Below are 26,155 nucleotides of genomic sequence, written 5' to 3'. Positions count from 1 at the left end.
TATGAATAGTCCTTCTATAGCTCAAAACGCGCCTGGAAAAGCAGGACTTGGTGATTTAAAAGCTAGGTTGTTGTTTGTTCTAGGCGCGCTAATTGTCTACAGGTTAGGGACGCATATTCCTGTGCCTTCAATTGATCCAATAGCCTTAGCGGCGATGTTTGATCAACAGAGAGGTACAGTCCTTGACATGTTTAACATGTTCTCTGGTGGCGCACTTGAGCGGCTTTCTATATTTGCGCTGGGTATTATGCCGTATATTTCTGCTGCGATTATTATGCAGTTATTAACTGCTGTATCACCTACGTTGGAACAGTTGAAGAAAGAGGGTGAGCAAGGAAGGCGTAAAATAACGCAATATACTCGTTATGGTACGGTTGTTTTAGCTACCTTTCAGGCAATAGGTGTTTCTATAGCCTTGCAAGCTCAAAATATCAACGGTATGCCTGTAGTTGTAAATCCTGGTCCTATTTTTATGCTAACAGCTGTCGTTACGCTCGTTAGTGGAACCATTTTTCTTATGTGGTTGGGTGAGCAAATAACTGAGCGTGGTATAGGTAATGGTATTTCATTGATTATATTTGCAGGTATTGTTGCTGGCTTGCCCTCAGCGTTGGGTGGTACCTTAGAGCAAGTGCATACCGGTGCTTTGCATGCGTTAACAGTTGTTGTTTTATTGCTGTTGGTTGCGGCGGTAACAGCATTTGTTGTTTTTGTAGAGAGGGGCCAGCGTCGTTTACCTGTGCACTATGCACAACGTATGCGAGGTAGAAAGCTGTATGGTGGTCAGGAAGGACATCTACCTCTTAAGTTAAATATGGCTGGTGTTATCCCTCCTATATTTGCTTCAAGTATCATACTTTTTCCCGCCTCTTTAGGAGGGTGGTTCGGTAGTTCAGAGGGAATGGGTTGGCTGAAAGACATCGCCACCACGCTTGCACCTGGACAGCCTTTATATGTTATGCTTTATGCCATTGCGATAATTTTCTTTTGCTTTTTTTACACGGCAATTGTGTTTAATCCAAAAGATACAGCAGATAACTTGAGGAAGTCTGGTGCGTTTCTACCAGGTATTCGTCCAGGTCCACAAACTGCGCGCTACATTGATAGTGTAATGGGAAGGTTAACTCTGGCTGGCGCCGCCTATATTACAGCCGTATGCCTATTGCCTGAGTTCCTTATCTTATATTGGAATGTGCCATTTTATTTTGGTGGTACAGCGTTGCTTATAATTGTAATTGTGGTCATGGATTTTATGACACAGATTCAGTCTCATATGATGTCAGGTCAGTATGAGAGTATGATGAAAAAAGCAAACCTTAAGGGTAGATAGTGTTTTGCACTGTTTGTATAGTATTAAATTTAGATTTCAAGTATAATTATTTGTTTTCTTGTAGAAATTTTTAGGGAGCGTCAAGATGGCTCGTATTGCCGGCGTAAATTTACCGTTAAACAAACACATTGTTATCGGTTTAAGATCTATTTATGGTGTTGGTCAAACAACAGCACAGTCAATATGTGCTGCTACTGACCTTGATCCTACAACAAAAGTGAGAAATCTCACAGAAGACCAATTAGTTGCTATTCGTAACGAATTGGCGAAGTATAAAATCGAGGGCGATTTACGCCGCGATCTTTCAATGAATATCAAGCGTCTTATGGATATGGGTTGTTACCGCGGTATTCGTCATCGCCGTAGCTTACCTTTACGTGGTCAGCGCACTAAAACAAATGCGCGTACCCGTAAAGGTCCAAAAAAACCTATTAAAAGATAACGCAAAAATCGCGAGATAAAGTATGGCTAAGTCAAATTCACGTGTAAAGAAGAAAGTAAAGCTAGTTGTAAATGATGCAGTTGCTCATGTGCACGCTTCTTTCAATAACACAATAGTGACGATTACTGATCGTCAAGGAAACGCTCTTTGTTGGGCAACCGCAGGTGGAAGTGGGTTTAGAGGATCTCGTAAGAGTACACCTTTTGCTGCACAAGTCGCCGCCGAAAGAGCTGGGCAAATGGCTCACGAATATGGTGTAAAGAATGTTGATGTTATGGTAAAAGGACCAGGGCCGGGAAGAGATTCTGCTGTCCGTGGTTTGCATAGCGCAGGTTTTAAAATAACCTCGATTTCTGACGTCACTCCGATCCCACATAATGGCTGTCGTCCATCTAAAAAACGTCGTGTTTAAGGAATAAATTAATGGCTAGATATATTGGTCCTAAATGTAAGCTCGCGCGCCGTGAAGGTACAGACCTCTTCTTGAAAAGTGGCGTAAGAAGCATTGAGTCAAAATGTAAAATTGATCAAGCGCCAGGACAACACGGTGCACGTCGTTCACGCGTAACCGAGTATGGAACCCAGTTGCGTGAAAAACAGAAAGTGCGTCGCATTTATGGTGTGCTTGAGAAGAAGTTCCGCCTTTATTATAAAGAAGCGGATCGTCGCAAAGGTTCAACAGGTGTCAACCTTTTGCAGTTGTTAGAAAGCAGGCTTGATAATGTTGTTTTCAGAATGGGCTTTGCGAGTACACGTTCTGAAGCGCGTCAGTTGGTGTCGCATAAGTCTATCTTGGTAAATGGCTCAACGGTGAATATTCCTTCTTATGAAATTAAAGCGGGTGATGTTGTAAGTGTCCGTGAAAAGGCGCGTAACCAAGCGCGTATAGCACTAGCAATTGAATTGTCTGAGAAATCAGGTACACCGTCTTGGTTAGAAGTTGATGCAAAAGCTTATCAGGGTACTTTTAAGAATGTGCCAGATCGTTCTGATTTACCTGCTGAAATTTCAGAAAACTTGATCGTTGAGCTTTACTCTAAGTAACTTTAAACGGAGATAACACCTGATGCAAGATATGTTAGAACAGTTGTTGACCCCGCGCTTGGTTGATATTAAGAGAATTTCTTCTACGCACAGTCGTGTAACATTAGAGCCGCTTGAGCGTGGTTTTGGTCATACATTAGGCAATGCGTTGAGAAGAATCTTATTGTCATCAATGCCGGGTGCTGCAATAACTGATGTCCAAATAGATGGTGTTTTGCATGAATACTCAACCATTGAGGGTGTCAGAGAGGATGTACTTGAGATACTTTTGAATTTAAAAGAAGTGTCTATTAAGCTTCATTCAAAAGAAAGCTCTGAACTGCTTTTGAAGAAAAGTGGCCCTGCTGTCGTACGTGCTAAAGACATAATAGGCAATCACGATGTCGAAATTTGCAATCCTGAACACATTATTGCTCATGTCGGCGAAGGTGCTGAGTTGTCGATGCGGCTACGTGTTGAAAAAGGTATTGGATATTTGGCAGCCAGTCAGTCTGACTCATCAAGTGAATCACAGGTTGGCTTGCTAAAGCTTGACGCTAGTTTTAGTCCGGTTCATACAGTGAGTTATGAAGTTGAAAATGCAAGGGTTGAGCAGCGTACAGATTTAGATCGCTTGATTTTGGATGTGGTGACTAATGGTACTTTAGATCCTGAGGATGCGATAAAGCAGGCCGCTACTGTGCTTCATTATCAGCTTAATGCGTTTGTTGATCTAAAGCATCAAGAAGTGGTACAGCCAGAAGAGGAGGAAAGTGAGTTCGATCCTATTTTCCTTCAACCTGTTGATGATTTGGAGTTAACTGTACGTTCAGCTAATTGTTTAAAAGCAGAACAAATTTATTATATTGGGGACTTGGTTCAGCGCAATGAGTCGCACCTATTAAAAACCCCTAATTTAGGAAAAAAATCTTTACAGGAAATTAAGGATGTATTGGCTCAGAGAGGTTTGGCACTTGGTACCAAGCTTGAAAACTGGCCTCCTTCGTCCTTGGTAAGTAAAGAGTCCGCATAATTTAGAAGGAAGCTATCATGCGTCATCGTAAGAGTGGCCGTAAATTAGGCCGAAATAGCTCACACCGTAAAGCCATGTTTAAAAACATGTCAGCTTCATTAATTGAACATGAAGTGATAAAAACTACGGTAGCTAAAGCTAAAGAATTACGTTCTGTTGCAGAACCTTTAATTACCCTTGCTAAGGAAGATTCAGTCCATAATCGTCGTATAGCTTTTTCACGGTTACGTGATAAAGCCGCTGTAGGCAAGTTGTTTTCTGATTTAGGCGTTCGGTTTAAGTCACGTCCTGGTGGGTATATTCGCATTTTGAAGTGTGGATTTCGTCCAGGTGACAATGCGCCAATGGCGATTGTTGAGTTGGTAGATCGTCCTGTTGCAGAAACGGTAGCAGCTGAAGCTTAATGTTAAAAGGCCGGCTTTAGTCGGCCTTTTCTTCAATGGTCATTGATACTCACGCTCATTTACCTTCCATGCCGTCAGGTTTGTTAATTAAGCATCCTGTTGTTAGCGTATCTACAGATTTATCCAGTTCTTTAGCTGTCATTCATACAGCTTCATTGTCTAGGTTTATTATTCCTGCCGTCGGCATCCACCCTTGGTACGTTTCCGATCAGGCCTTGTCAGATATTTCCATTCTTTTTGGTTTAGCCAAGTTTTTCAATGTACAAGCGATCGGCGAAATTGGATTAGATTTTTCTACGCATCACAAATCGACTAAAAATCTTCAGCTCTTGATTTTTGAGGCGCAGCTTGCATTTGCGCATACGCACAGCCTGTCTGTTTCAATTCATCTCGTAAAAGCTTATAATGAAGCGTATTTATTATTGGAACGCTACCCTGTTAAGGGTGTTATTCATGGGTTTAGTGGCTCGGTTGAACAGGCACGCGTATTTGTTGACCTAGGCTTCTATATCGGTATAGGGGCTATTTGCTTGCGTGATAACACACCTAAATATGATCGTCTTATTAGAGATCTGCCTTTGGCGTCACTGGTTGTTGAAACAGACTACCCAAATGTTCTCCAGCCTAATCATCAAACGCCAACACTGTCGATGATTTACGCTATAACGTCTTATATTTCACAGGTGAAGCACTGCTCTCTCGAGCTTGTTGAACAGATAACTACTCAAAATGCGATGAAAGGTTTTAATTTAGATGAATTTAAATGATCCGTTATATGAGCGTAGTCGTTTAGTATTTTCTGATGAGGCAATGGAAAAATTGGCGGCTAGTCACGTTTTAGTGGCAGGAGTCGGTGGTGTAGGTGGTTTTGTGTCTGAAGCTTTGGCTCGTGCAGGTGTTGGACGCTTAACTTTGATTGATCATGATCGTGTATCCTCTTCAAATATGAACCGTCAGTTAGTAGCATTGAACTCAACATTATTAGCGCTAAAAGTTGATGTAATGAAGCAGCGTATTGCAGATATTAATCCGGCTTGTCATGTTGATACTTGCCCTGTTTTTTTATCGCCTGCCGATATGGTGCCATTGTTTGAACAGCACTTTGATTTTGTTGTGGATGCGATTGATAGTCTTAACTGCAAGGCGGCGTTGGTTGAAACGGCTCTTAAATCCAAAACGCCTGTTGTATCCAGCATGGGTGCGGGTCGTCGTGTGGATCCATCTCAAATACAGATTGCCGATATTAGCAAGACCTACGGTTGTGGGCTTGCGCGCGCCATGCGTCAAAAGCTTCGTAAAGCTGGAATAGTTAAGGGGCTGGATGTCGTGTTTTCAACAGAGCTTCCAAAGCAGGCAGGACAGTTTGAAGAAATACCTGGTGCACGTGGACGCGTGATAAATGGTACGGCAAGTTACATGCCAGGTATTTTTGGTTTAATGCTTGCAGGCCTCGTTATTCAAAAGCTAACGATAACTAGCGATGATGTACCCTTAGGGCTTTGCGTGTAGAATCGATTTGTCTTCGGTCGCTAAATGTTAAGCCTCTTTATGTTTGTCAAACAGCGTATTTTTAACGTGCGCTAAAATAAATGCGGAATAATGCTATAATTATCACGCCTAATCTAACTTGTGACTGCATATTCATGGTGATTCATTATATAAAAGAGATTTTTAACATGCTCATTATGTCTGTTGCACGGTTATGATTATTCAGGTCGCTGTTTCAGGGCCTTTCTTGGCACTTTTGGATTATAAATTGACCCGCCTGTGCGATATCGATAAAGTTCAGCCAGGTCAGCGTGTTTTTGTGCCCTTTCGACAGCAAAAAAAGGTGGGTTTAATTGTCGGTCTAAACCAGCACACGGTGACAGATTCTCAAAAAATTAAACCTATTTATTCGTTGATAGATCAGCGACCCATTGTAAATGCCATTGAGTTACGCTTTCTTTTTTGGATGGCGGATTACTATCATGAGCCACTCGGTGAGGTTGTGATGGCTGCACTACCAAAACGCATACGGGCCGGAGAGAGTGTGGAGGCAAAAGGTGTTGAGTATTGGCAAATAACACTAGAAGGTAAAAAAGTTCAGCTATCCGATTTTCCAGCGCGCGCAACCAAGCAGCGCGCTTTGTGGCAAGCATTTTTAACTAACCAGGCCTGGTCCGCAGGTGAGTTGAACACACTGTTTCAAGGCTGGCGACCACAAGTCAAGCGATGGCTTGAAAAAGCTTGGTTGATGCAAAAACAAGCCGGTTGCCTAGAAAAACCTATACTTGCAAACAAGCCCTCATATAAGCTCAATGCTGAACAACAGGAGGCGGTCAACCAAGTTTTGTTGAGTCAAGATGTGTTCAATGCCTTTTTGTTACAAGGCGTGACCGGAAGCGGTAAAACAGAGGTGTATCTGGCGATTATAGAGTCAGTACTGGCCAGCGGAAAGCAGGCACTTGTATTGGTGCCAGAAATTGGTTTAACGCCTCAAACGGTTGCGCGTTTTGAGGCTTATCTTCAACAGCCTGTTGCGATTTTACACTCCAATCTTAGTGATCAAGAGCGGCATTGCGCTTGGCACGCGTCCCGTACACATCAAGTCAATGTGGTGTTGGGGACGCGTTCGGCGTTATTCACTCCTTTCGCTAATTTGGGCCTATGTATTTTGGATGAAGAGCATGACTTGTCTTTTAAACAACAAGATGGGTTTCGTTATTCAGCGCGAGATGGTTTGGTTCGACGTGCGCAATTGGAGAAGGTACCGGTTATATTGGGTTCGGCTACGCCCTGTTTAGAGTCGTTATATAATGCTGATCAAGGGCGTTATAAAAAGTTGGTATTATCACAGCGTGCTGGCTCTGCGAATTTACCTTTAGTGCATGTGCTAGATGTCCGAGGGGAGCGTTTAGTCGAGGGGGTCTCTGCTGGATTGAAGGTGAAAATGCAACAACACCTTTTAGCGGGGGGGCAAGTGTTATTGTTTTTGAATCGGCGTGGCTATGCCCCTGTTTTGATGTGTCATGACTGTGGTTGGCAGGCGGTATGCCCAAGTTGTGATGCTAATTTAACATATCATCGTGCTCACAATGTATTGAAATGCCATCATTGCGGTTACAGCCAGAAAGCGCCGTTACAATGTCCTCGTTGTACAAGCGATCATTTTGTTCCGGTTGGGCAGGGAACTGAGCGTTTAGCACAGAAGATCCAAGAATGGTTTGTTGATAAGCAGGTGTTAAGGATTGATAGTGATACCACACGAAGAAAAGGTGCGCTAGCACAAAAAGTCGAACAAGCGCGCTCAGGTAATGCAGATATATTAATTGGCACACAAATGTTAGCAAAAGGACATCACTTTCCAAAAGTGACACTGGTTGGATTAATTGATATAGATCAAGGTTTGTTCAGTGTAGATTATCGTGCTGCTGAACGTATGGCACAATTAGTCACGCAAGTAGCGGGGCGCGCAGGAAGAGCGGAGCGGCAAGGTGAAGTTATTATTCAAACATATCACCCTGACCACCCTCTGCTATTAACACTAGTGAACAAGGGTTATCAAGCATTTGCAGATCAGGCATTAGTTGAGCGCAAACTGGCTGGGCTGCCGCCTTATGGTTTCCAAATAGTTATCCGCACGGAATCGGTGGCACCTCAGGATGGACTGTCGTTTTTAGAAGGGGTAAAGCAATTACTGATGTCTATTGAGGTGTCACAGCCTTGTGAGCTGTGGGGGCCGGTGTCGGCACCGATGGAACGGCGCCAAGGGCGTTTTCGTTATCAGCTTTTATTGCAATCGAGCTCTCGACCAAGCTTGCAAGCTTGGTTGTCGGCTATCGAGTCAAGAATATATACATTACCATATCAGTCCAAAGTTCGCTGGAGCATTGATGTGGACCCACAAGAATTGCGTTAGTTTGCTTCAAATTAGTGCAATTAAATTGATTTAATACCGGTTTCGGTTATTATGATTAATAAAATAATAGGCTGCTAATGACTGAGTATGTTGGGTGATTTTTTGGGCTATTTGTCCTAATTATCTTTCTAATTGATTTAAATGGTAAATTTGGATTTTTTTGTAGCCGATTGGCTTTAGTCCGACAGGCTCCTAGCAATAGACTTTAATTCACACCTTAGTCAAGGTACAGCGTTAAAAATGCTTTTACATAAATAGAATACGGGAACGCCAGTATGAGAGAAAACTTGCCGATAACCAATAGTGAAATACTTTTTTCCGAAGGGTTGTCTCTGGTTTCTGAAACAGATCTTAATGGAAACATTACTTACGTGAATGATGCGTTTGCCCAAGTCAGTGGCTATCAGCTCGAGGAGTTAGTCGGCCAGTCACATAATATCATTCGTCATCCTGATGTGCCTGCAGAGTGGTTTGAGGATCTTTGGCTGCGACTTAAATGCGGTGAGTCTTGGCATCAATATTTAAAAAATCGTTGTAAAAATGGTGATTATTATTGGGTTGAGGCGAATATTGCACCGGTAATGCGCAGCGGTATATGTGTCGGTTACAAATCGGTGCGTACACCTGTAGAGCGTAACTTAATACCAAAAATTGAGAAGTCTTATCAAGATGTCAGGAACGGTAAAGCTATTTTGCGTCAAGGCGTGCTAACCACGCCCTTGCGTGAAAAGTTAGCAAAATGGAGCCCCCTTCCTAAAAAAAGCATTCTTAAGCAAATTATGATCCCGCTCGTTATTATGGCGTTGATGTGGAGTGTACTACTACAGTTCTATTTGCAAAGTGTAGCTGATGATTTGTTTCAAGGAGCGGTGGTTGAGAGGCATGAGGTTTTACAAAATAACCTTGAATCCGAGATTCAAGGAGTGGGAACGATTGCACTTACTAATGCGGTAGGGATTGCGAGTAACTCGGCTATCATTTATGGGCTTTCGGACAAGCAGCAGGTAGTGCTTTGGCAGATTATTCAGGTGAATTACCAGCACTATGTTGAAACAGCTGGTTTATCAGGTATTGGCTTGGCTATTTACGATGAAAATTTAGTTCAACAGACGCATGCTGGTGCGCCGATTAGTTTAAACAGTTTACCAAGTAAACCGATTACGGAGGTTGTGTTTGAGCAAGAGCAGGGTTATGTGAGAGCGGTGGTGCCTGTGCCATTTGGTGATCGAGTATTAGGTGCCGTTGTTATGTCGATGCCACTAAGTCATATTGCTGCTATGGAAACAGCGGGTGATCGGCTTTATGCCAGCCTGCTAGCAAAATCCACCGGTTTATCATTGATTGCGCATAATGAACCGCTACTGGACCAGCAAGTAAGACAGCTTATAAGTGCGCTGGACCTTGTTGAAGTGCGCCGTTCAGGCTATGTAGTGCATGGCGATTATTTAATTATGTTAGAGCCTGTCACCGACCATAATGGACAGTTGCTTGGCGCGCATATGATTGCAGAGCCGATGACTATTTTGAATCGAGTTCTACGCGATAGTTATTTTATGATATATGTTGCACAGGCGGCGATGTCTGGTGGATTTATTTTATTGTTAATCCAAGTATTTGGACGATTGAAGTTTTCTATTTTGCGTCCACTTAAACAGATGACGGATAAAATGGATTTTGCGGCTCGAAATGGTAGCCTGTCGATTCGAACTGAATCTTTAAGTGAAGATGAGATAGGCCGAGTTGGCCGTAGCTTTAATCAGTATTTAACCAGTGTGCAGCATTTAATGGTGTCGGTCTCAGATATGATGCAGGGGATGTCTAAAGGACAATTGTCTCGTCGTATTAAAGCGGACTCTAAAGGCGATTTAGATATGCTTAAGCAACAAGTAAACAGTTCTGCAGATCAGGTTGAACAGGTATTATCTGAAATTAAACAAGCGATAGATGCATTAAAATCTAGTCACTATGATTATCGCATACAGGGGCGCTATGCCGGTGAGTATGCGGTGATGATTGAAGGGCTTCAATCGGCGATGTTAGATACGTCGCAAGCCGTTCAAGGTATCAATGATATTATGAAGGCGATTGCAGAGGGTGAGTTTTCAACACGACTTGAAATTGAGTTAAGTGGTGAATTGAAGGATTTAAAACAGCATATCAACCATTCGCTTGCACAGTTAGACCAAGGCGTTACTGAAGTACTCGATGTAGTGGTTGCACAAAGTACAGGTGACTTAACTCATCGCATTGCCGGGCATTATAGAGGTAAGCTAGATGTCATGAAGCAGGCTGTAAACAACTCAATGGAGCATATGACACAAGCGTTAGATGAGTTAACTCAGGTTTCGGTGAAGGTTAATGATGCTACAGAGCAAATCTCAACAAGTAGCCGTGATTTATCTGAGCGCATTCAAAGCCAGGCAAGTGCGATTCAGCAAACGGCTGCAAACATGGACTCAATTACTGATGCAGTAAGAAATAATGCCATGAAAGCACATCAGGCTGCAGATCTTGCTGACAGCGCCAATCAGCAGGCACAAACAGGTACTCAAGTGATGCAGCAGGCGCAGTTAGCTATGGCTGAAATGGCTGGTTCGAGTCAGAAAATTGCTGAAATTATTGTTTTGATTGATAGTATCGCTTTTCAAACAAACTTATTGGCATTGAATGCGGCGGTTGAGGCGGCGCGCGCGGGTGAGCAGGGTCGTGGTTTCGCGGTAGTCGCGGGTGAGGTGCGAAGTTTAGCGCAAAAATCAGCCTCAGCTGCATCAGAAATACGTGGGTTAATTGAGCAAAGTGTTCAACAAGCGACAAGTTCACAAAATTTAGTGAAGCAGACGGCCAGTGAGTTTTCAGGCATTGTGAGTGCTATTTCTGAGATGCATCAGTTAATTGGTGATATTTCTCAGGCCAATAAGTCACAGACACAGCGCATAGAGCAGATCAATAGTGCGATGGATGATATGGATAGTGCGACTCAGCAAAACGCCGCATTAGTGCAAGAAACGGCGGCTACAACTGAAACGCTACGAAGTCAAACGGATCAAATGCAGCAACAGGTTGGGTTCTTTAAGATATCCACCTCATCTAATCAAGCGCCGCGTTTAGTCGCTTATAAGCAGCATTAAATTTGGCTATCCCAACAAAAAAGGCGCATTTAATGCGCCTTTTTTGTTGGGATAAAGCCGGGGATTAAACCTCTAGATAATCCAAGATACCTTCAGCCGCTGTACGCGCTTCGGCAATCGCGTGAACGACCAAGCTAGAACCTCGAACCATATCGCCACCGGCAAAGACTTTTGGATTAGTGGTTTGGTAAGGATACAGGCTGGTTTCAGCCGCGATTACCCCTTGCCAATCATTGATTTGAATATCAAAGTCTTGGAACCAAGCAGGTGGGTTGGGCTGGAAACCAAAAGCTACCACGACGGCATCACATTCAATGATTTTTTCGCTGCCCGCAACCGTTTCAGCACGACGACGCCCTTTGGCATCGGGCTCACCTAAGCGGGTTTCAATGACTTTAATCGCTTCAACCTTGCCATCGCCAAGAATTTCGACAGGGGCGAGGTTAAATTTAAATTGCACGCCTTCTTCTTTCGCATTGGCAACTTCGGCGCGTGAACCCGGCATGTTGGCCTCGTCACGACGATAAACACAGTAAACTTCGTTTGCACCTTGGCGAATCGACGTACGGGTACAGTCCATAGTGGTGTCACCGCCACCCAATACGACAACCCGTTTGCCTTGCATGCTAACAAAAGGCTCAGGTGTTTGTTCATAACCGAGTTCGTTTTTAACATTGCCTACCAAAAAGTCGAGTGCTTTGTAAACACCGGGTAGGTCTTCGCCCGGGAAGCCGCCCATCATGGGTTTGTAGGTGCCCATGCCTAAGAAAACCGCATCATAATCCTTGAGCAAATCGGCAAACTGAATATCCTTGCCAATTTCAACACCGAGGCGGAAGTCAACGCCCATGGTTTCAAATACGCGACGACGGTGCTTAATCAGTTCTTTATCTAGCTTAAACTGCGGAATACCGAAGGTGAGTAAACCGCCAATTTCGGGTTGTTTATCAAACACGACCGGTTGAACACCATTACGAATCAGGATATCTGCTGCCGCTAAGCCAGCTGGGCCCGCACCGACAATCGCGACTTTTTTATCGGTCTTGACGACATCGGATAAATCCGGTGTCCAGCCCGCCGCAATCGCGGTGTCGGTGATGTATTTTTCAACCGCACCGATGCTGACCGCACCAAAATTAGTATCATGCAGTGTACAGGCCTGCTCACAAAGTCGATCTTGTGGGCAAATCCGACCACACATTTCTGGCAGCGAGTTGGTTTTGTGTGATAACTCAACCGCCTCCATCACGTTGCCTTCCGCCACCAGTTTTAACCAGTTTGGAATATAGTTGTGAACGGGGCAAGCCCATTCACAGTAAGGGTTACCACAGTGTAAACAGCGATCTGCTTGCGCCATGGCCGCAGCGGGATCAAAACCACTATAGATTTCTTCAAAGTTTTGTTTGCGTTCATTGGCCGGCAACTTACTGGGTAGTTGGCGATCCAATTCTAAAAATTGTCTTACATTTGGCATTTTAGTCTTCCTTTTGTGTCTTAAGCCGCTTGATTGGCAAACAAGCGTAATAGGCTATCGACATCAATCGCCCGCGATTTAACTAGCCAGAAATGGCCGACATAGTGGCTGAAATTAGCGAGCACTTCTTGGCCCCAAGGACTATGTGTTTTTTCAACATACTCCGTAACGAGGGCTTTTAGGTAGAGACGGTACTCTTCGGTGTTTTCCGTATCCACTCGGATGGCTTCAACCATTTCAGGGTTTAGGCGATCCGGCAGGGTGCGATCCATATCTAAAATAAACGCCATGCCGCCCGACATACCCGCACCAAAGTTGACGCCGACTTCGCCTAAGCTGACAACCACACCCCCCGTCATGTATTCACAACCGTGATCGCCTAGCCCTTCGACCACCGCTGTTGCGCCGGAGTTGCGCACCGCAAAACGCTCACCACCTGTACCGTGTGCAAACAACTTACCGCCTGTCGCACCGTATAAACAGGTGTTGCCAACAATCGGTGTGTGTTTCGCATCAAACACATAACCCTTTGGTGGGCAAACCACGATTTCGCCACCGGCCATGCCTTTGCCTACATAGTCATTGGCATCGCCTTCAAGGTGAAGGTTTAAGCCATCTACGTTAAATACACCGAATGACTGGCCAGCAATCCCGGTCAGTTTTAAAGTGATCGGTGAGGATTTCATGCCATTATTACCGTAGCGTTGTGCAATTTCACCGGCGACACGAGCGCCAATCGAGCGCCCTGTGTTTACCAAGTGGAAGTTGAAAATACCACCGGTTTTGTTTTCAATCGCCGGTAAAACTTGCTCGACCATCTGCTCAGCTAGTTCACCCTTATCCCAAGGATTATTGCGTTTCACTTGAACCGTTTGAGGTTTGTCAGCCGGTACGCCACCATCTGAAATAATCGGTGTCAAATCCAAGTTACGTTGTTTGTCGGTTAATGGGTTGTCGATGATTTTTAATAAATCAACACGTCCGACCAGTTCACCCAGCGAACGTACGCCTAATTTAGCTAGCCATTCACGGGTCTCTTCTGCCACAAACTCGAAATAGTGCATGACCATTTCAGGAAGGCCGATAAAGTGCTCTTTACGCAGACGTTCGTCTTGGGTCGCGACGCCCACCGCGCAGGTGTTCAAGTGGCAAATACGCAGGTATTTACAGCCTAATGCAATCATCGGTGCGGTACCAAAACCAAAGGATTCAGCACCTAAAATCGCGGATTTGATCACATCGAGTCCTGTTTTTAAGCCACCATCGGCTTGCACAATGACCTGTCCACGCAAATCATTCGCACGTAATACCTGATGGGTTTCAGCTAAACCCATTTCAAATGGATTGCCGGCATATTTCACCGAGGTAATCGGGCTAGCACCGGTGCCGCCGTCATAGCCTGAAATAGTGATCAAATCGGCATAGGCCTTAGCCACACCGGCGGCAATCGTGCCAACACCCGGTTCCGCCACTAACTTAACCGAAATCAGTGCATTAGGATTAACTTGTTTGAGGTCATAAATTAACTGTGCCAAGTCTTCAATCGAATAGATGTCATGATGTGGCGGGGGCGAAATCAGGGTTACGCCGGGTACAGAATGGCGAAGCTTGGCGATGGTTAAATCGACTTTGTGGCCAGGTAGCTGACCGCCTTCGCCCGGCTTAGCGCCTTGCGCCACTTTGATTTGCAGAACCTCAGCATTACGCAGGTAATGGGCGGTCACACCAAAGCGTCCTGAGGCGATTTGTTTGATCTTCGACATTTTTTCTGTGCCGTAACGCGATGGGTCTTCCGCGCCTTCGCCTGAGTTGGAGCGAGCGCCTAAACGGTTCATCGCAATCGCTAGCGCTTCATGCGCTTCGGGTGACAGGGCACCCAGTGAAATACCGGCACTGTCAAAACGCTTGTAAATAGAGCTTAAGGGTTCAACCTCATCAATCGATATCGGTGCGATATTGTCATGAAAGGTAATCATGTCACGAATCGTCATGGCAGGACGATTGTTAACCAAATCAGCAAAAACCTTATAGTAGCTTCTATCGCCCGTTTGCACCGCTTTGCGCAGGTTTTCAACGACGTCTGGGTTGTAGGCATGGTATTCGCCACCATGTACATATTTCAATAAACCGCCCTGTTGCATAGTTTTGCGCGGGTTAAACGCCTCTTTAGCAAGACGTTGCTGGTCTGACTCCAGATGCCTAAAGCAGCTCCCTTCAATGCGGTTGGCGGTCCCCGGGAAGCAGAGTTTAACTACATCTGAACTCAACCCGACCGCCTCAAATAACTGCGAACCACGATAAGAAGGTAGAGTAGAGATACCCATCTTCGACATGATTTTGTAAAGACCTTTGTTAATGCCTTTACGGTAGTTTTTGATGTATTTACTGACAGGCGTTTCAGGGTCTAGCTCTTTGCTGCGCATTAAGTCTTGAAGTGTTTCATACGCCAAGTAAGGGTAGACAGCGGTAGCGCCATAGCCAAACAGGACCGCAAAGTGATGGGGGTCGCGCGCGGTGGCGGTTTCAATAATCAGGTTAGCTTCGGTGCGTAAGCCTTCACGAATTAAATGATGATGCACCGCACCCGTTGCCATAACAGCAGGGATGGTCACCAGGCCTGGTTGAATATTTAGGTCACTGAGGATTAACAGCGATTTACCCGTTTGGGCGGCTTTAGCGGCTTGTTCACAGACCTGAATGATGGCGTTTTTCAAGTCAGCTTGCGTGGCATCATAATGCAGGCTAATGACTTGGTGTTGATAGTTCGGGTCGGTGAGTTCAAGCAATTGTGACATCATCGATGGGCTAAGAATAGGCGATTGCACTTCTAGGCGACGTGCATGTTCTGGCCCTTCTTCAAACATATTCAGCTCGCGACCAAAACAGGTGTTCAACGACATGACAATCGCCTCACGTAATGGGTCGATCGGCGGATTGGTTACCTGCGCAAACATTTGGCGGAAGTAATCAAACACCGAACGCGGCTTGTGTGAAAACACCGGTAGCGGGGCATCATCGCCCATTGAACCAATGGCTTCTTGCGCCGATTCAGCCAATACACGAATAATCTGGTCACGCTCTTCAAAGCTGACTTGAAAGTATTTTTGATAGGTGTCAGCCAGCTTGCTATCCCAACCGCGCGTCGACTCTTCACGGTCAAACTGTTCTTCAAGGCGCATATAACCTTGATCCATCCACTGACGGTAAGGTTTAGCACTTTTAAGGGTGTGGTCAATCTCGTTTGGCTTAATTAACGTGCCATTTTCTAAATCGACAGCGATCACTTGCCCAGGTCTTAGGCGACCTTTTTCTACCACGTCTTCAGGTGCATAGTTATAAACACCAATTTCAGACGCGAAGGTAATGTGGCGGTCTTTGGTAATGACATAGCGTGTGGGGCGCAGTCCATTGCGATCAACGCCACAAATGGCATACTTGCCGGTATTAATAACCATGCCCGCAGGGCCATCCCAAGGTTCCATGTGCATTGAGTTGTATTCAAGGAAGGCTTTTAAGTCGGCATCCATATGCGGCACATTTTGCCAAGCAGGCGGAATTAATAAACGCAAGGCTTGGAACACCGACATATCACCCATCATCAAGACTTCAAGCATGTTGTCTAGGCTGTTTGAGTCCGAACCGTCCTGGGCGACCAGTGGCTTGAGTTCAGCAAGATCTGGAATTAAGGGGGTTTCAAATTTCTTTTGACGCGCCAAGGCCCAGTTGCGGTTACCGCGAATGGTATTGAGCTCACCATTGTGCGCTAAAAAGCGGAAAGGTTGCGCTAAGCGCCACTGCGGCATGGTATTGGTTGAAAACCGTTGGTGATATGAAATGGACGAGGATGCAAATTCAGGGTGTTGCAAATCTAAATAAAACTGATCTAACTCTTTTGGCATCACCAAGCCTTTGTAAGACAAAAGCTGGCTATTCAATGAGGCGATATAAAAGGTTTTATCATTGGGTTCAATCGCCATTTCCGTTTTACGACGCGCGCTAAATAACAGGCGGTTAAAGCTGGCTTCATCCATGCCCGCTGCCGGGTTAACAAAAATCTGCTCAATTACCGGCTCCATCGACGCGGCCTGTGCACCGAGTACCTCAGATTTAACCGGTACTTTTCGCCAGCCAGCTACAACCAAACCGCGTTGGGTTAGTTCATTTTCTAGGGTTGTTTTTGCTAGCTTCAGCTTGTCAGTATCTTGGTTCAAGAATATCATACCAACGGCGTACGTACCCGAGAGTTTGATGTCGAGCGTGCCTGCTTGAGCTTTTAGAAAACCGTCTGGTTTTTTTATCAATAAACCACAACCATCCCCTGTGCAGCAATCCGCTGCAACACCGCCACGGTGCGTCATGTTTGATAAAGATTGAATCGCGGTTTTTACTAGCCAGTGGCTGGGCTTGTCGTCCATATTGGCGATAAGCCCAAAGCCACAATTCTCTTTCTCAAAGTCTGGAGAGTAAAGGCCTTTTAGGGTGTTGAGTGAATTCATGTCTAACGGTTCCTTATTTTTTCTGGGGTTGCGTGTTTTATTAGGTAGCCTATTAACTCACAATTTTATGCGCCCAGTGCGCTTTATATGCTTGAATAAATTTATCCCCTTTTCTGTAGATCTTTAAAAAAAGGGGTGACGATTCTACTTCTTTAACGGCTTGGTGTCAATGTATTTGATTATTGCTTAGTACAACAGGGTTTCAGCTCTATGTTAGTGATTTTTATTGCTAATAGATAGGGAAACGCTCAATTTTTATCTTGGGCTTAGGCTAGGGGTTTAGTGGTTTGTATTTTATAATAGCCTGCTGGTTCCGAATAGCTGGAGCCATTAAAAAATAATAATGTAAATGTATTAATACGAGTTTACGAGGATAGGTTTTAATTATGACTCAAAAATTAGAAGATGGTTTAGGCTTGATTTATCAAGAGGTGGTTAAACGTAACCCTGGTGAGCCAGAGTTTCATCAGGCGGCGCTTGAGGTGTTTGAAAGTTTAAATCCTGTTATGGCTAAGCATCCAGAAATTGCTAAGCGTAAAATTTTGCAGCGAATTTGTGAGCCAGAGCGTCAAATTATTTTCCGTGTACCTTGGGTGGATGATCGTGGCGAAGTGCAAGTAAATCGTGGTTTCCGTGTCGAGTTTAATAGTGCATTGGGCCCGTATAAAGGTGGGATACGTTTCCATCCTTCGGTTAATTTAAGTGTTATTAAGTTTTTGGGTTTTGAGCAAATCTTCAAAAACTCCTTAACCGGGTTACCTATCGGTGGCGGTAAAGGCGGCAGCGATTTTGATCCAAAAGGTAAGTCAGATAACGAAATTATGCGTTTTTGTCAAAGTTTTATGACCGAGTTATATCGCCATATTGGCGAGCATACAGATGTGCCTGCAGGTGATATCGGTGTGGGTGCGCGTGAAATTGGTTTTATGTTTGGTCAGTATAAGCGTATTACCAATCGCTATGAGTCCGGTGTATTTACAGGCAAGGGCGTAGCTTGGGGCGGGTCGCTTGCACGTAAAGAAGCAACGGGTTATGGCACGGTATTTTTTGCACAGGAGATGCTTAAGGCGCGCGGTGACAGCTTAGAAGGCAAAAAAGTCATCGTTTCTGGCTCGGGCAATGTGGCCATTTATGCGATCGAAAAAGCCATGACCTATGGTGCAAAAGTGATCGCTTGTTCAGATTCTAGCGGCTATATTGTCGATGAGAAAGGGTTAGACTTAGATATTATTAAGCGCCTAAAAGAAGTGGAGTATGCGCGTATTGAAAAATACGCCGAAGAAGTTAAGCATGCGAAATTTATTCAAGGCGGCTCAATATGGTCTGTGCCTTGTGATGTGGCTTTGCCTTGTGCAACACAAAACGAGTTAAATGCAAAAGATGCAGAAATGCTGGTTAAGAACGGGTGTAAAACGGTTGCGGAGGGTGCCAATATGCCTTGTACACCGGATGCCATTCGTGTGCTGCAAGCCGCGAAACTTTCTTATGGTCCTGGAAAAGCGGCCAATGCGGGTGGGGTCGCGACGAGTGCGTTGGAAATGCAGCAGAATGCAAGTCGTGATTCATGGACACATGATTATACCGAGGGGCGTTTGAAGGAAATTATGATTAATATTCATAAAACCTGTTTTGAAACCGCAGAAGAGTATGGTTGTCCCGGTGATTATGTGATGGGTGCAAACATTGCGGGTTTCTTACGTGTTAGCAATGCGATTAATGCAATGGGGGTTATTTAGTCCAAACGTGTTGTGCTAACTTAAAACCAGGCCTGGTTAGATTCAAGCAACCAGGCCTGGTTGTTTTATTCCGCTTTTAACAAACTGATACCGGTCATTTCTGCCGGTTGTTCAAGTTCCATCATATCAAACAGCGTTGGAATCACGTCTGGTAAGCTGCCCTTATCGCGTAGATGGCATGTTTTGTGCCCCACATAGACCAAGGGTACAGGATTAGTGGTGTGTGCTGTCAAAGGGCTATTGGTACTTTCGTCCCATAATTGTTCTACGTTACCATGGTCAGCCGTAATAATCACTTCACCATCGGCTTTTTGCAGCGCTGCTACAATTTTTTCGATAGCCGCATCGACGGATTCCACGGCTTTGATGCATGCCTCCATATTGCCCGAGTGTCCCACCATATCCGGGTTGGCAAGGTTGCAGATAAAGGTGTCATATTTTCCTGATTCAATCGCTTGGCAAAGTTGATCGGCCACTTCACCGACGCTCATTTCAGGTTGTAAGTCATAGGTTGCAACCTTGGGTGAGGGGATAAGGATGCGATCTTCGCCCTTGTAGGGCGCTTCAATACCGCCATTAAAAAAGAAGGTGACGTGGGCATACTTTTCAGTTTCGGCAATACGAAGCTGATTCAGGTTGTGTTTGGAAACCCATTCGCCATAGGTATTGATTAGCTTACTAGGGCGAAAAGCGACCGGTACGTTAAAGTTTTTATTGTATTCGGTCAGGGTAACAAACTCGCTAAGTACCGGCGTCGAATCCCTGTGGAAATCTGCAAAGTCATTTTCGATAAAAGCGCGGGTTAATTGTCTGGCGCGATCAGAGCGGTAGTTCATGAAAATAACCGTATCACCATCCTTTACTTTCACTTTTTTGCCGCTCTTGCGCAAGATGCTGGTGGCTTGAATAAACTCATCGGTTTCGCCGCGTTCATAGGCTTCATTTATCGCTTGTTTCGCGCTTTTGCAGGTGAATATTGCTTTCCCGCTAGTAATCACCTCATAGGCTTGCTGAACTCGATCCCAGCGGTTATCCCTATCAAGTGCAAAATAGCGCCCTGTAATGGATGCGATCCGGCCACCACCAATGGATTTCATGTGGGCTTCAATGTCTTTGATATAACCTAAGGCACTTTGAGGGGCGGTATCACGCCCATCGGTGAATACATGCAGGTGTGTTTTGGCACCGCGTTGCACTGCTAATGTCAGTGCGGCTTTAATGTGTTCAATGTGTGAGTGAACGCCACCATCAGAGAGTAACCCCATAATATGCACAGCACGTCCACGTGAACTGGCTTTGTCGATCGCATGCGTAAAGGCGCTGTTATCGAAAAAGTTTCCCTCGTCAATCGCTTTTTGAATACGCGTTAGTTCTTGATAAACCACGCGACCCGCACCAAGGTTTAGATGGCCCACTTCAGAGTTGCCCATTTGTCCATCCGGTAGTCCTACATTTAAACCTGATGTGTGAATTAAGGTATGGGGGTGGTTGGCAAGCAAACTATCCCAAAAAGGCGTATTGGCTTGTGCTATCGCGTTGTGTTCAGTATTGGGATTATGTCCCCAGCCATCAAGGATAATCAGGCCGACAGGACGGTGTTTTGGTTGGTATGATTTGCTCATATTGGTCTTCATCCAGTAAAAATATAAAAATTCAATTCATTGTAGCGAGTTTCACTGTTAAAATCATTAGGTTTAAATTTTTAATCGCCAAGGTGTCATTATGTTTTTAGAATTTATGAAGCAAGAGTTTTTGCTTTTTATTGCATTGGGTATTGTTGCGTTGATGTTGTTGTACAGTTATGTGGGTGATCGTTTCTTAGGTTATCAGCAAATGTCGCCGGAAGAAGCCACACGCTATTACAATCAAGGCGCATTAGTGATTGATGTGCGCTCGGATGCCGAATATAAAACGGGCTTTATTGGTGAAGCGCGTCATATACCCGTCGGTGACTTGAAAGCGAAACTATCTAGCTTGTCTAGCTATAAAGATAAGGCCGTATTAGTTTATTGCCAGTCGGGAGCACGCTCAGCCGGTGCGGCTACCACATTAGTAAAAGAGGGATTCACCAAGGTGGCCAATTTACGCGGTGGAATTTTGTCTTGGAAAATGGCCGGATTGCCGGTAAATCAACCTGTGTCACGTAAAGCGGCACGAAAGAAAGGGAGAGCCTAATGGCGAATATTGTCATTTACCTTAATAAAACCTGTCCTTACTGCACCCGTGCTAAAGCCTTGCTTGATGGGCGTGCTTTGGCATATCAAGTCATCGATGTCACTGGCTCGAATGAATTATGGCGAGAAATGGAACAGCGTTCTCGGCGTAATACCATTCCGCAGATTTTTATAAATGATGTCCATGTTGGTGGCTGTGATGAGCTTTATGCGGCTGATAGAAACGGCCAACTTGACCAATTGTTAAATAGTTAAAAAATAGAGAATAAACATGTCTGAACAGCAAGAAAAAAAGTTTTTAATCCGTAAAGTCTATACCAAAAACATTTCATTTGAAGCACCGAATTCGCCGCAAATCTTTGCGCAAGAGTTTGAGCCAAAAATGGATGTCAATCTAAACGTAGAAAGCTCAAAACTTGAAGAGTCTACCTTTCACGCGTTAATTCGTTTGACGGTAACGGTTAACGTAGGTGATAAGGTCGCGTTTTTATGTGAAGTTGAGCAGGCGGGTATTTTTGTCATGACGGGCTTTAGTGAAGCCGAGTTAGGTTACATGTTAGGCAGTCAGTGTCCAAATGTTCTGTTTCCGTTTGCACGTGAAGCCGTGTCGGATTTGGTGGTGCGTGGCGGTTTCCCACAGTTATTGGTTGACCCGGTAAACTTTGATGCGCTTTATGCCAACCATATGCAACAGCGTCAACAGCAAGAGGGTGATAAGGCTCAGCCAAACACCCAACCTCAGGCAGAAATCGGCTAGGTTATATGGCGCGTATCGCGGTTCTAGGGGCGGGCGCTTGGGGCTCCGCCTTGGCGATTCATTTGGCCAAAGCGGGGCAAAGCGTCTGTTTGTGGGCGCACAGTGCGACCCATGCGGAACAAATAGCTCTGCAAAATCAAAATCAACGTTACTTGCCTGGCGTTCTGTTGCCACCAGGCCTGGTGGTAACATCTAGCCTTGAAGACGCGTTGAAACAGGTTGAAGGTGTGTTGTTTGTTGTGCCGAGCGATGCGTTTGCTACGGTATTAGTTAGAGTTAAGCAGCATATGCTGCATGCGCCTGCGTATCTTGCCTCAGCAACCAAGGGGTTTGAACCGCAAGGACAGCGATTGCTTCATCAGGTAGTAATGGATGAATGGGGGGCGGACACAGCGATGGCAGTGCTATCGGGGCCTACTTTTGCCGATGAGGTGGCCAAGGGTTTGCCTACCGCCATGGTAAGCGCCTCACCAGATGCGGAACAGGCGTCATTTTGGGCGGATGTGTTTCATTACCAAAACTTTAGAGTTTACACGCAGTCCGATATTGCTGGGGTTGAAGTCGGCGGTGCCTATAAAAACATTATGGCGATTGCGACGGGTGTGAGTGATGGCTTGGGTTTGGGGGCGAATGCACGCGCCGCCTTGATTTCACGAGGAATGGTCGAGATGATGCGCTTTGCCGCCTTATATCAGGCCCAGCCAGAGACGCTGATGGGGTTGGCGGGATTGGGTGACTTGGTGCTGACCTGTACCGATGATTTATCCCGCAACCGACGATTTGGTTTGATGTTAGCCCGCTCAGGCAAAACAGCCGTTGAAGTTCAGCAGGATATCGGCCAAGTGGTTGAGGGTATGAAAGCGGTGAAGGTGGTTAAGGCGTTAGCGGAAAAGCATGGGTTAGACCTGCCAATCATGGAGCAGGTTTATGCCCTTGTTACCCAGCAAATAACGCCAAAGCAAGCTGTTCAGCAACTACTGTCACGCTCATTAAAGTCAGAAAAAACAGCCTGAAATTGAGCCAGTTTGCAACCAGGCCTGGTTGCAAACTGGCTCAGTTAGAAGGTTCAAAGCGGTTGAAAATCGAGTTGTCGCCAAGCTTCGTACGCCATGACAGAAACCGCATTGGCTAGGTTCATGCTGCGGGCGTTGGCAACCATTGGGATGCGTAAACGCTGTGCTTCGGGCACACTGTTTCTAACCGCTTCAGGTAATCCGCGGCTTTCCGGCCCAAATAAAAAGGCATCGCCTATTTGGTAGCTTGCCTGATGGTAATGACGCGTGGCTTTGGTCGTTAGCGCAAAAACACGATTAGGTTTAACCTTGTCAAGGCAGGCTTCCAGGTTGTCATGTTGATATACATTAGCCATTTCATGATAGTCTAATCCGGCACGTCGAACACGTTTCTCGCTTAAATCAAATGCGAAGGGGTGGATGAGATGAAGGTGTGCGCCCATGTTAGCACTCAGTCGAATTAAAGCGCCGGTGTTCTGCGGAATTTCGGGTTCGTATAAAATAATATGTAACATAAATTTAAGGTGTCATTGTGATTGATCTATCCGTTAATATTTGCGGTATAACCTGCAACTCGCCGATTGCGATGGCATCCGGCAATGCGGGCTATGGTTTAGAGTATCCCGCGGTGTCTGGTTTTCGTAATCAGGACGTGGGCGCCGTATTTCTAAAAGGCACCACACTCGAACCAAAGTTGGGCAATAAGCCCGATCGCGTTTGGGAAAGTCCAAACGGACTGCTTAATTCAATTGGTTTACAAAACCCGGGTGTGGATTATGTGGTAAATCAGCTTCTTCCGCAACTGGATTATAACCAAACACGTTTTTTTGCCAATGTATCCGGCTCGTCAATCGAAGAATATGCCGAGGTGTGTCGTCGTTTTGATCAAACAGCGCTTTCAGGTTTGGAAATTAATATCTCTTGCCCAAACGTAAAAAAAGGGGGCGCGGCTTTTGGTAATGATCCAGACATGGCGGCAAGAGTGGTGGAAGCCTGTCGTGCCAGTACCACTAAACCCCTGGTTGTAAAACTATCACCCAATCAAACCGATATTGCGCTCGGTGCGCAGCGAGTTATTGATGCGGGTGCAGATGCGCTGTCGGCAATCAATACCCTGATGGGTATGTCTATTAATATTAATAATTGGAAGCCTGATTTGGGTAATAACCAAGGTGGCTTGTCTGGTCCGGCCATTAAGCCGGTTGCGCTGCTGAAAGTGCACCAGGTTTATCAGGTCGCCAAACAACACCATATTCCTATTATTGGTTTGGGGGGAATTAGCTGCGCTGAAGATGCAATTGAATTCTTTTTAGCCGGCGCAACGATGGTTGCCGTCGGTACATCGCTGGCTAAAGATCCTTTATTGATTGTAAAAATGAACAAGCAAATAGCCCGCTACTTACAAAAGCGCGGCTTAACATCGGTGACACAGTTAACTGGAAAGTTAGAATTAAATACAGATACCGTGTTGTGCGGTTAAGATTGGAAAACTAAAGATGCTGAATATTGAACAACAATTAGCCATTATTAAGCGTGGCGCCGAAGAAATTTTAGTTGAGGCCGAGTTAATAGAAAAATTAAAGCTCGATCGCCCTCTGGTGATTAAAGCAGGTTTTGACCCGACTGCACCGGATTTGCATTTAGGTCATACCGTGTTAATCAATAAACTCAAGCAGTTTCAAGATTTGGGGCACGATGTACACTTTTTAATCGGCGACTTCACCGCGATGATTGGTGATCCAACCGGTAAAAGTGCAACCCGCCCACCCTTGTCTGCAGAAAAAATAGCTGAAAATGCACAGACCTATCAAGACCAGGTTTTCAAGATCCTCGATCCCGCAAAAACAAAAGTGGTGTTTAACTCGGCTTGGTTTAATGCCTTGACCGCCGCTGAGATGATAAAACTAGCCGCTACCACGACCGTAGCCAGAATGTTAGAGCGTAATGACTTTGATGAACGCTACCGTTCTGGAACGCCGATTGCGATACATGAGTTTTTATATCCACTGGTGCAGGGTTATGACTCTGTGATGATGGAGGCAGATGTTGAGTTAGGCGGTACAGATCAAAAGTTTAATCTATTAATGGGGCGTCAGCTTCAGCAGCATTTTGGCAAAAAGCCACAGGTTACCTTAACCATGCCAATTCTTGAAGGATTGGATGGTGTGCAGAAAATGTCAAAGTCACTCAATAACTATATAGCTATACAGGATGCGCCCAATGATTTGTTTGGAAAAGTCATGTCTGTATCTGATGAACTGATGTGGCGTTACTTTGAGCTTCTCAGTTTTGAGAGTCTTGAAACCATCGCGGGTTATAAGCAAGCCGTGGCTGAAGGTGAAAACCCCCGTAACATTAAAGTAAAGTTGGCGATGGAGTTGGTTGCCCGCTTTCACTCCGAGCAGGCGGCAACAGCGGCATTGAATGATTTTGAAACCCGCTTCTCTAAAAATGCGATTCCAGATGACATGCCAGAATATACCTTTGAAGGCGAAATGCCTTTGGCTAATCTTTTAAAAGAAGCAGGCCTGGTTGCGACCACCTCTGAAGCACACCGAATGGTAAAGCAGGGTGCGGTGAAATTAAACGGTGATAAGCTCGATGATAGTAAACAGCTATTTAGTCATATAGAGTCACAGGTTTTTCAGGTTGGAAAAAGAAAGTTCGCAAGGATATCGATTGAATAGTAGATCAGATTTGGTTGGAAAGAGGCGCGTTTTGGCGTGTTCTGTGATTAGTTCTGTGGATAACTTGGTGGTAACTGGGGTATAAGTTGAGTTTATAGAAAAGATTGGTTTTTTTATGAAATAACGCTTGCGTGAACCGGGATAGTCTGTAGAATACGCCTCACTTCGACGCTAAGGCGCTGAAGAAGAAACACGAAACGAAATTTGCAGAAAAAAGTTTGAAAAAAACGATTGACACGAGTTTCGAAGTTGGCTAGAATAGCTGGCTTACTGAGTGAGAAACACTTGCTTAGTGAACGAATTAAGTTCTTTAAAAATCAGGTAATTCAGAGATAATTTATGTGGAAGTGCGAAGATGCGCCGAAGCAAAAATTAACTCGAAACGACAAATGAAGTATAGGTAGAAGCAATTCTTCCATGTTAACTTTGTCAATTCCGAGTGTTTTATATATGTTCAAGATTAAACTGAAGAGTTTGATCCTGGCTCAGAATGAACGCTGGCGGCAGGCCTAACACATGCAAGTCGAACGGTAACAGAAGAGCTTGCTCTTGCTGAC

The 26,155-nt window shown here is 45.1% G+C and carries 21 protein-coding genes and 1 rRNA gene; 18 read left to right on the top strand and 4 right to left on the bottom strand.

What is annotated here, in order from left to right; all coding sequences use genetic code 11:
- Nucleotide 1 precedes the first annotated feature (1 nt).
- From secY to NA59_RS09200, 10 genes are all read left to right on the top strand, one after another.
- Nucleotides 2-1,330, top strand: a complete 1,329-nt coding sequence (secY, locus tag NA59_RS09245; protein WP_044411395.1) for a preprotein translocase subunit SecY — start codon at nucleotides 2-4, stop codon at nucleotides 1,328-1,330.
- Between the two features lie 85 nt (nucleotides 1,331-1,415).
- Nucleotides 1,416-1,772, top strand: coding sequence for a 30S ribosomal protein S13 (gene rpsM / locus NA59_RS09240; protein ID WP_044411392.1), 357 nt, complete (start codon nucleotides 1,416-1,418; stop codon nucleotides 1,770-1,772).
- Nucleotides 1,773-1,794: 22 nt separating this feature from the next.
- Complete coding sequence (gene rpsK, locus NA59_RS09235; RefSeq protein ID WP_044411389.1) at nucleotides 1,795-2,184, top strand: 30S ribosomal protein S11; 390 nt, start codon at nucleotides 1,795-1,797, stop codon at nucleotides 2,182-2,184.
- An 11-nt stretch (nucleotides 2,185-2,195) separates the two neighbouring features.
- On the top strand, nucleotides 2,196-2,816 hold the full coding sequence (gene rpsD / locus NA59_RS09230) for a 30S ribosomal protein S4 (protein ID WP_044411386.1): 621 nt from the start codon (nucleotides 2,196-2,198) through the stop codon (nucleotides 2,814-2,816).
- Nucleotides 2,817-2,838: 22 nt separating this feature from the next.
- Nucleotides 2,839-3,828: a DNA-directed RNA polymerase subunit alpha gene (locus NA59_RS09225; RefSeq protein WP_044411383.1), complete on the top strand. Its 990-nt coding sequence runs from the start codon at nucleotides 2,839-2,841 to the stop codon at nucleotides 3,826-3,828.
- A gap of 17 nt (nucleotides 3,829-3,845) precedes the next feature.
- Entirely contained in the window at nucleotides 3,846-4,232 is a 387-nt protein-coding gene (gene rplQ, locus NA59_RS09220; protein WP_044411380.1) for a 50S ribosomal protein L17, read from the top strand.
- Between the two features lie 35 nt (nucleotides 4,233-4,267).
- Nucleotides 4,268-4,999: a TatD family hydrolase gene (locus tag NA59_RS14380; RefSeq protein WP_052501579.1), complete on the top strand. Its 732-nt coding sequence runs from the start codon at nucleotides 4,268-4,270 to the stop codon at nucleotides 4,997-4,999.
- Nucleotides 4,986-5,741: a tRNA threonylcarbamoyladenosine dehydratase gene (locus NA59_RS09210; RefSeq protein ID WP_044411377.1), complete on the top strand. Its 756-nt coding sequence runs from the start codon at nucleotides 4,986-4,988 to the stop codon at nucleotides 5,739-5,741. The genes NA59_RS14380 and NA59_RS09210 overlap by 14 nt, the downstream gene beginning before the upstream one ends.
- A 193-nt stretch (nucleotides 5,742-5,934) precedes the next feature.
- Nucleotides 5,935-8,133 carry a primosomal protein N' gene (locus NA59_RS09205; protein ID WP_052501578.1) on the top strand — a complete coding sequence of 733 codons (2,199 nt, stop codon included), beginning with the start codon at nucleotides 5,935-5,937 and terminating at the stop codon, nucleotides 8,131-8,133.
- Between the two features lie 275 nt (nucleotides 8,134-8,408).
- A complete protein-coding gene (locus tag NA59_RS09200) occupies nucleotides 8,409-11,261 on the top strand; it encodes a methyl-accepting chemotaxis protein (RefSeq protein ID WP_044411374.1) in 2,853 nt (950 codons plus the stop codon).
- Nucleotides 11,262-11,325: 64 nt separating this feature from the next.
- Here NA59_RS09200 and NA59_RS09195 read toward each other — a convergent pair whose 3' ends face one another.
- Both NA59_RS09195 and gltB read right to left on the bottom strand, forming a co-directional pair.
- Complete coding sequence (locus NA59_RS09195) at nucleotides 11,326-12,735, bottom strand: FAD-dependent oxidoreductase (protein WP_044411371.1); 1,410 nt, start codon at nucleotides 12,733-12,735, stop codon at nucleotides 11,326-11,328.
- Between the two features lie 20 nt (nucleotides 12,736-12,755).
- Complete coding sequence (gene gltB, locus NA59_RS09190; protein ID WP_044411368.1) at nucleotides 12,756-17,231, bottom strand: glutamate synthase large subunit; 4,476 nt, start codon at nucleotides 17,229-17,231, stop codon at nucleotides 12,756-12,758.
- A gap of 386 nt (nucleotides 17,232-17,617) precedes the next feature.
- Between gltB and gdhA the strand changes: the two genes are divergently transcribed.
- Nucleotides 17,618-18,967, top strand: coding sequence for an NADP-specific glutamate dehydrogenase (gdhA, locus tag NA59_RS09185; protein ID WP_044411365.1), 1,350 nt, complete (start codon nucleotides 17,618-17,620; stop codon nucleotides 18,965-18,967).
- Between the two features lie 65 nt (nucleotides 18,968-19,032).
- On the opposite strand, the gene gpmI is transcribed toward gdhA, so the two are convergent.
- The gene (gene gpmI, locus NA59_RS09180) at nucleotides 19,033-20,589 is read right to left on the bottom strand and encodes a 2,3-bisphosphoglycerate-independent phosphoglycerate mutase (protein ID WP_044411363.1); all 1,557 of its coding nucleotides are present in this window, start codon (nucleotides 20,587-20,589) and stop codon (nucleotides 19,033-19,035) included.
- Nucleotides 20,590-20,689: 100 nt separating this feature from the next.
- On the opposite strand from gpmI, the gene NA59_RS09175 reads away from it, so the two are divergent.
- The 4 genes from NA59_RS09175 to NA59_RS09160 are packed head-to-tail and all read left to right on the top strand — an operon-like array spanning nucleotide 20,690 to nucleotide 22,911.
- The gene (locus NA59_RS09175; protein WP_044411359.1) at nucleotides 20,690-21,142 is read left to right on the top strand and encodes a rhodanese-like domain-containing protein; all 453 of its coding nucleotides are present in this window, start codon (nucleotides 20,690-20,692) and stop codon (nucleotides 21,140-21,142) included.
- Nucleotides 21,142-21,396 carry a glutaredoxin 3 gene (gene grxC / locus NA59_RS09170; protein WP_044411356.1) on the top strand — a complete coding sequence of 85 codons (255 nt, stop codon included), beginning with the start codon at nucleotides 21,142-21,144 and terminating at the stop codon, nucleotides 21,394-21,396. Before NA59_RS09175 ends, grxC begins: the two co-directional genes overlap by 1 nt.
- A 16-nt stretch (nucleotides 21,397-21,412) precedes the next feature.
- Nucleotides 21,413-21,898, top strand: a complete 486-nt coding sequence (secB, locus tag NA59_RS09165; RefSeq protein ID WP_044411352.1) for a protein-export chaperone SecB — start codon at nucleotides 21,413-21,415, stop codon at nucleotides 21,896-21,898.
- Between the two features lie 5 nt (nucleotides 21,899-21,903).
- The gene (locus tag NA59_RS09160) at nucleotides 21,904-22,911 is read left to right on the top strand and encodes an NAD(P)H-dependent glycerol-3-phosphate dehydrogenase (protein ID WP_044411349.1); all 1,008 of its coding nucleotides are present in this window, start codon (nucleotides 21,904-21,906) and stop codon (nucleotides 22,909-22,911) included.
- 53 nt (nucleotides 22,912-22,964) lie between these two features.
- Here the strand turns inward: NA59_RS09160 and NA59_RS09155 are convergent, their stop codons facing one another.
- Nucleotides 22,965-23,426, bottom strand: coding sequence for a tRNA (cytidine(34)-2'-O)-methyltransferase (locus NA59_RS09155; RefSeq protein WP_044411347.1), 462 nt, complete (start codon nucleotides 23,424-23,426; stop codon nucleotides 22,965-22,967).
- Nucleotides 23,427-23,443: 17 nt separating this feature from the next.
- Between NA59_RS09155 and NA59_RS09150 the strand changes: the two genes are divergently transcribed.
- The 3 genes from NA59_RS09150 to NA59_RS09140 form a co-directional block, all read left to right on the top strand.
- Nucleotides 23,444-24,391 (top strand): dihydroorotate dehydrogenase, encoded by a 948-nt coding sequence (locus NA59_RS09150; protein ID WP_044411344.1) that lies wholly within the window; start codon nucleotides 23,444-23,446, stop codon nucleotides 24,389-24,391.
- A gap of 16 nt (nucleotides 24,392-24,407) precedes the next feature.
- Nucleotides 24,408-25,598, top strand: coding sequence for a tyrosine--tRNA ligase (gene tyrS, locus NA59_RS09145; RefSeq protein ID WP_044411341.1), 1,191 nt, complete (start codon nucleotides 24,408-24,410; stop codon nucleotides 25,596-25,598).
- Nucleotides 25,599-26,060: 462 nt separating this feature from the next.
- Nucleotides 26,061-26,155: ribosomal RNA gene (locus NA59_RS09140) — 16S ribosomal RNA — on the top strand; the annotation flags it as partial.

The organism is Thiomicrospira microaerophila (assembly GCF_000934765.1).
GTDB lineage: Bacteria > Pseudomonadota > Gammaproteobacteria > Thiomicrospirales > Thiomicrospiraceae > Thiomicrospira > Thiomicrospira microaerophila.
This window is presented reverse-complemented; position numbering and strand designations above follow the sequence as displayed.

Coding starts and splice junctions, on each gene's coding strand:
- secY (WP_044411395.1), top strand. CDS start 2: ATGAATAGTCCTTCTATAGCTCAAAACGCGCCTGGAAAAGCAGGACTT.
- rpsM (WP_044411392.1), top strand. CDS start 1,416: ATGGCTCGTATTGCCGGCGTAAATTTACCGTTAAACAAACACATTGTT.
- rpsK (WP_044411389.1), top strand. CDS start 1,795: ATGGCTAAGTCAAATTCACGTGTAAAGAAGAAAGTAAAGCTAGTTGTA.
- rpsD (WP_044411386.1), top strand. CDS start 2,196: ATGGCTAGATATATTGGTCCTAAATGTAAGCTCGCGCGCCGTGAAGGT.
- NA59_RS09225 (WP_044411383.1), top strand. CDS start 2,839: ATGCAAGATATGTTAGAACAGTTGTTGACCCCGCGCTTGGTTGATATT.
- rplQ (WP_044411380.1), top strand. CDS start 3,846: ATGCGTCATCGTAAGAGTGGCCGTAAATTAGGCCGAAATAGCTCACAC.
- NA59_RS14380 (WP_052501579.1), top strand. CDS start 4,268: ATGGTCATTGATACTCACGCTCATTTACCTTCCATGCCGTCAGGTTTG.
- NA59_RS09210 (WP_044411377.1), top strand. CDS start 4,986: ATGAATTTAAATGATCCGTTATATGAGCGTAGTCGTTTAGTATTTTCT.
- NA59_RS09205 (WP_052501578.1), top strand. CDS start 5,935: ATGATTATTCAGGTCGCTGTTTCAGGGCCTTTCTTGGCACTTTTGGAT.
- NA59_RS09200 (WP_044411374.1), top strand. CDS start 8,409: ATGAGAGAAAACTTGCCGATAACCAATAGTGAAATACTTTTTTCCGAA.
- NA59_RS09195 (WP_044411371.1), bottom strand. CDS start 12,735: ATGCCAAATGTAAGACAATTTTTAGAATTGGATCGCCAACTACCCAGT.
- gltB (WP_044411368.1), bottom strand. CDS start 17,231: ATGAATTCACTCAACACCCTAAAAGGCCTTTACTCTCCAGACTTTGAG.
- gdhA (WP_044411365.1), top strand. CDS start 17,618: ATGACTCAAAAATTAGAAGATGGTTTAGGCTTGATTTATCAAGAGGTG.
- gpmI (WP_044411363.1), bottom strand. CDS start 20,589: ATGAGCAAATCATACCAACCAAAACACCGTCCTGTCGGCCTGATTATC.
- NA59_RS09175 (WP_044411359.1), top strand. CDS start 20,690: ATGTTTTTAGAATTTATGAAGCAAGAGTTTTTGCTTTTTATTGCATTG.
- grxC (WP_044411356.1), top strand. CDS start 21,142: ATGGCGAATATTGTCATTTACCTTAATAAAACCTGTCCTTACTGCACC.
- secB (WP_044411352.1), top strand. CDS start 21,413: ATGTCTGAACAGCAAGAAAAAAAGTTTTTAATCCGTAAAGTCTATACC.
- NA59_RS09160 (WP_044411349.1), top strand. CDS start 21,904: ATGGCGCGTATCGCGGTTCTAGGGGCGGGCGCTTGGGGCTCCGCCTTG.
- NA59_RS09155 (WP_044411347.1), bottom strand. CDS start 23,426: ATGTTACATATTATTTTATACGAACCCGAAATTCCGCAGAACACCGGC.
- tyrS (WP_044411341.1), top strand. CDS start 24,408: ATGCTGAATATTGAACAACAATTAGCCATTATTAAGCGTGGCGCCGAA.